This is a genomic window from Paraburkholderia sp. UCT2 (assembly GCF_014397665.1).
GTDB lineage: Bacteria > Pseudomonadota > Gammaproteobacteria > Burkholderiales > Burkholderiaceae > Paraburkholderia > Paraburkholderia tuberum.
On record NZ_VZQO01000104.1, the window covers coordinates 1 to 4,161 of the forward strand.

The window sequence follows — 4,161 nt, forward strand, 5'->3', positions numbered from 1 at the left end:
ACGGTTCGTCACTTCGCTCACGCTGTTGCCGTAGTGATCGTTCTCCGCAAGGAGCACATCGAGCAGGGTTCGTTTGCCCAGGTGGTACCACTGTTCGAAGAAGGCCTTGCGCACCTGATCGGTTTCAACCGAGAGTCGTTTGTACTACTCCGCGCGGGCGAGCCCTGATCCGCAGTGCGCGGCTCGTGATGACGCCCGCCGGGCACGGCTGCATTTGCCGAATGACAGGAACAGAGATCCCCCGGCCTGCATGGCAGGCGCGTAAATGCAAAGGCCGCTTGTGCTGTCCACCCCGATGGCGGCGTGAGCCACGTCCCCTGCGTAGCCGCCCCGATCAGGGAGGCGTTCCACCCCCGCGCCAGCGTGGAGAATATTGAATGCCGCTGCGATTCCAGATGGTTCAGATAGGCGACGAAGCCCGATAAATAGTGCTCGACGTCGTCAATGCGGACCCGGAAGGCATGGTGGCGGATGAAGAAGCTGCCAATGATCCTGCCCTGATTGGCAAAGTACATGGCGAGTTCCGGCCAGAAATGGCCATTTAACAGGCGCTGTGCTCGCGCACCCAGTGCATGGAAGAATTTAGCCCTGAATCAACCGCAACTAATCCGTTGCAGCCCGAAGATCTGACTGCGCCTGACAGTGCCCTTCATTTTGAATGATTCGTGTCTATCGGCGTTGTTCCGGTAGCCGCGAGCGCTCGCTGCCACTGTTCGATGAACTCACGTTTGCTCGATCGGGACGCAAACACGAACTCATTGAGCTTCCCGTTAAAAAATACCTGATCCCTGTCGCGCAACTCTGCATAGGCGAGCAGCACATTGATTGCAGGAATCTCTGTTTGTCTGGTCATCGCGACACTCCCATTCTCGGAAGGCCCTCACTGTTTGCCCGGGCATGCGGTGAAGGCCGGTAGGTACGCGACCTTCCCGATTCAGGAAGATCGCGCCTCAGGGCTCAACATCAGGGCTCAACATCAGGGCTCAACATCAGGGCTCAACATCAGGGCTCAGCCTCAGGGCTCAGCATCCCCCCATGCCTTTATCGGGCCGGGCCCGACAGACTCAGTTGCACCACCACCCGGCGGTTGGGCTCATTGCAGGCAATCTTCTGCTGCATCGTGCCGCTGCAGTCGGCGACCACCGGATCGGAATTGCCCGCACTTTCCGCGGTGATCTTCTGCGCCGGAATACCCTGCCCGATCAGCATCCGGCGAACCGTCATCGCACGCTGCTCGCCAAGCTTCTGCGCCGCCGCCGCCGAGCCGATCAGGTCCGCGTGGCCGATCACCGTCACGGCTTGCAGCGAGGTGTTTTCCGCGCGAATCTGCTCAGCCAGATGTGCAATTGCCGCATGGCCTTTGACAGTCATGTCGCGATTGCCAGACTTGCCGAAGGCGAACAGCGTGTCGCCCTTGAGCGTGTATTCTTTCGCCGCGACAGGCTGCGCCACCGGGGCTGACGTCACCGGAATCGACGCAGGGTCACACGCCTCCACTGCCGATGCGCGGGAAAGCACGTGCATCTGGGCGCGCATGCCTTGCAACTGGGCTTCGGCTTCGTTGCGCGGCACCATGATCGGTGCGTCATTGCTGCCAGCCGGCCCGACCTTCACGAAGTAGGTCATGCCGCCCTTCAGTTCTGCGCCGGATCGCCCGGTGGTCTTGCCTTTGTACAGCGGTGCGTCCTGAATGTAGGCGCCCAGCATGTGTTGGCCCGGCTTGACGCAGAAGATGCTATAGCCATTGGGCAGCAATGCGGTCTGCAGTTCGCCATCAACGTAGACGTCGGCAGCGGCCGACCGGCCCGCACCCGCGGATGCATCACGGTAGTAGACGATCTGCGCCTGCTGGGGGCCGACCTGTCCGACCGGCGCGTAGCTCTGGCCGAATACCTTGCCGGGCTGCGTGCCGGCACGGGCCGTCGGCGCGGTGCCGGGTGCGGCTGCCTGCGTAGTCAGCGGTTGCGGGTTAGAGAAAGTCTGTTGTGCGATGGCGGGCAAGGTACCCGCCGTCACGAGCAATGCGCCTGCGAGCGCACGCATCAGGGTTTGATTGAAAGTCATGATCAGTTCGTCAAAAACGGTCCCTGGGCAGCGCGATGCTGCTCAGGGAGCCTGATTAAATGGTTGGTGATTCCGGGTCCGCGACGCAGGTCATGCGTCGCGGACCATCCGGAGGTCAGTGGTTGTTCAGCACCGTCTCGACACCGTGCTGCACCAGCAGTTCGGCGTTCAGACCCGAATGGTAGAAGACGTCATACTCGATGCCATCCACAGTCGTGTTGCCAGACTGTTGCGTCCAGTCGCCGATGTCCTCCCCGTCCGGCAACAGATCAGACAGCTCGACCTTGTCACCCGCATCGCCCTTGACCATCACTTGCGTGCGGCCATCAGCAATGAACAGGTCCTTGCCGCCCTGCTCGAGCACATCGCCCAGCGAAAGCTTGAGCGTGTTGTCGCCCGTGCCCGTCAGATCGATGACCTCGACGGACAACGGCGTCTGCCCAATGCGAGTCAGATCCAGAATCTCGCCTTCGCCGTCATGTTCGACGTGTACCTGACCGTCGTCTTGCACGGCGAGGACCGATTCTGCCGGGACGACCGGATCGGCCTCGGCGGTTGCTTCCTGGCTGTCCTGTGTGTCGTGATCCGCTACAGGGTTCTGACCAGAAGTAATGTCCTGGTCCAAAACCGCGTCCTGATCAACGACCGCGTCATCAGCAACGTCTTCAACAGACATTACAACTGCATCAGCACTCTGCTCTTCCTCGGTTATTGATAGACCGGTAACTCCCCCCCCAAAAGTCTCAAGCGTAATAGCGATGTCATCCACGAAGAAGTAGTCCTTGCCACCGGCCTGAGTGCCGTTGGAGCCAGAAACTAACTGGAACCCCGTAAAGACCATTCCTTCCGGCATAGTGAACGTGACCGTATGTGCCGTTTTCGATCCGAAGGTCCCAGTCAAGATTATCTTACCGTCGGTGCCGATGAACCTGATCACGTTGCCACTGGTGTCACTATCGCCCACAGTGAATGTAATGGAGCTTGCGGTGTAGCCATCTTCCAAACCGACATACACGGCTCCGCTCACACCCAACGCGTTGCTAGTGGGCTTAGTAATTGGCCCAACAAACCCGGCGGGGGATATCCCCTGCCAATCGCTCCCCTGATTGATAGTGCTGATGTGCAATAAGCCGAGGGTAAGTCCCTTACCAAGGGAACCAACCGGAGCCCCACTAAAGTCCTCATAAATTACGGTGGGGGTATCTGCCCCCAACGAGAAACCGAACGGTTCGCTCGGCTCGCTCTGGTTGCCCGCCGCGCCCGTCGCCACCGCCGTCAGTTCATGCGGGCCATAGGCCAGCGGCTGCTCCGGCGTGAAACTCCAATTGCCATCGTCATCAGCCGTCGTCTGTCCCAGGACCTGGTCACCGTCATACACCGTCACCGTGCTGCCCGGCTCCGCCGAGCCCCAGATTTTCGGCTGCGTGTCGTCGCTCGTCCCGCCCGGGGAGATCACCCCCTTCAGCGGGCCCACGTCGTCGATCACCGCCCAGATCACCGGCGTGATCACCGGCGGGGTCGTGTCCACGATCACCACGTGCGACTCCGAAGGCTTGCTTTCGTTGCCCGCCTCGTCACGCTCCACCACCGTGAACTCGTGCTTGCCTTCGTCCAGCGGCGTATCAGGCGTGAAGCTCCAGTTGCCGTCCTCGTCGACCGTCGTCTCGCCAACCGACGTGCCGTTGTCGATCACGACGATCGTGTCGCCCGGTTCGCCCTTGCCCTTCAGCGTCGGCGTCGTGTCGTCCGTGCTCTCGCCATTGCCCACCGGACCCTGAACCAGACCCACGTCGTCAATCACTTCGCCAATAACCGGCTGGCCCGGCGGGGTCGTGTCCACAACCACCACGAACGGATCCGACGGCTTGCCTTCGTTGCCCGCCTCGTCACGTTCCACCACCGTGAACTCGTGCTTGCCTTCGTCCAGCGGCGTATCAGGCGTGAAGCTCCAGTTGCCGTCCTCGTCGACTTCCGTCTCGCCAACCGGCGTGCCGTTGTCGATCACGACGATCGTGTCGCCCGGTTCACCCTTGCCCACCAGCGTCGGCGTCGTGTCGTCCGTGCTGCCGCCATTGTCCACCGGACCCTGGATCGGAC

The 4,161-nt window shown here is 61.1% G+C and carries 3 protein-coding genes; all 3 read right to left on the reverse strand.

Translation table 11 applies throughout. The features are described from left to right. Positions 1-649: 649 nt before the first annotated feature. Entirely contained in the window at positions 650-853 is a 204-nt protein-coding gene (locus tag F6X39_RS35730; protein WP_187620097.1) for a hypothetical protein, read from the reverse strand. Between the two features lie 188 nt (positions 854-1,041). Then, a complete protein-coding gene (locus tag F6X39_RS35735; RefSeq protein ID WP_187620098.1) occupies positions 1,042-2,064 on the reverse strand; it encodes an OmpA family protein in 1,023 nt (340 codons plus the stop codon). 115 nt (positions 2,065-2,179) lie between these two features. Beyond that, positions 2,180-4,161, reverse strand: a 1,982-nt coding sequence (locus tag F6X39_RS35740) for an Ig-like domain-containing protein (RefSeq protein ID WP_262414936.1), incomplete at its 5' end; no start/stop codon positions are given.

Coding starts and splice junctions, on each gene's coding strand:
- F6X39_RS35735 (WP_187620098.1), bottom strand. CDS start 2,064: ATGACTTTCAATCAAACCCTGATGCGTGCGCTCGCAGGCGCATTGCTC.
- F6X39_RS35730 (WP_187620097.1), bottom strand. CDS start 853: ATGACCAGACAAACAGAGATTCCTGCAATCAATGTGCTGCTCGCCTAT.